Raw genomic sequence first — 1,038 nt, forward strand, 5'->3', positions numbered from 1 at the left:
TAGAACAACAGCAGCTAACACAAGTTTTTTTGCAGATTTCATAATTCGATTCCTTACACAAGTGAGTGATTCTTCTGGGCTGTTCTCACAGCGCTTGAGTATAGAATACGACTCGCTAGGTAAAGCGGCGTATAGGGAGCGTAAAGAATCGTAAAGAGTGATTTTTGCCCTCTTCGTCGCACATCAATCCAATGTAATATTAAGTAAACGGTAACTGACCAAAGGTGCCCCGATGGCAAACATTCTTTTAATTGATGACGACATAGAACTGACAAGCCTATTAAAAGAGGTGCTCAGCTTCGAAGGATTCGAAGTCAGTGAAGCAAACGACGGTGAAGCCGGCCTTGCCGCAATCAACAGCGATATCGACCTCATCCTACTGGATGTAATGATGCCAAAATTGAATGGTATGGAAACGCTGAAGCGTCTGCGAGAGAACTGGGAAACCCCCGTGTTGATGTTGACCGCCAAAGGCGAAGAGATTGATCGAGTGATCGGTTTAGAGCTCGGCGCAGATGACTACTTACCAAAACCTTTCAGCGACCGAGAGCTGCTCGCTCGTATTCGTGCGATTTTACGTCGCACCAATAACACGCAGAAAAACGGCAAAAACAGCGATTGTATTGAGTACCAAGAGTTGCGCCTGTATCCGGGCAAGCAAGAGGCTTACTGCGATCAACAATTGCTGGATCTAACCGCAACCGAGTTCGCGCTGTTGACCCACTTTGTCCAAAACCCAGGACACGTACTCACCAAAGAGACGTTGAGCCTCGACGTACTAGGTAAACGACTGGCGGCCTTTGACCGTGCAATCGATATGCACGTGTCGAACTTACGCAAAAAGCTGCCCGACCAAAGCAATGGCAAACCGCGCATCAAAACCCTACGTGGTCGCGGCTATATGCTGCTTGAGGAGGATTAATGCGCCTATCACGCATCAAACTGCCAAAGATTAATAGCTTGTATGGACGCATCTTTGCCATCTTTTGGTTCACTATGCTATTGGTTTTGATAGCCGTGCTATCACTGCCACATTTG

The 1,038-nt window shown here is 47.2% G+C and carries 1 protein-coding gene; it reads left to right on the top strand.

Going from position 1 to position 1,038, the window contains the following annotated elements; translation table 11 throughout:
* Positions 1-232 precede the first annotated feature (232 nt).
* Positions 233-922 (top strand): response regulator, encoded by a 690-nt coding sequence (locus tag R8N47_RS23755; protein WP_023583865.1) that lies wholly within the window; start codon positions 233-235, stop codon positions 920-922.
* The last annotated feature ends 116 nt before the right edge of the window (positions 923-1,038 follow it).

The organism is Vibrio sp. 2132-1 (assembly GCF_033344315.1).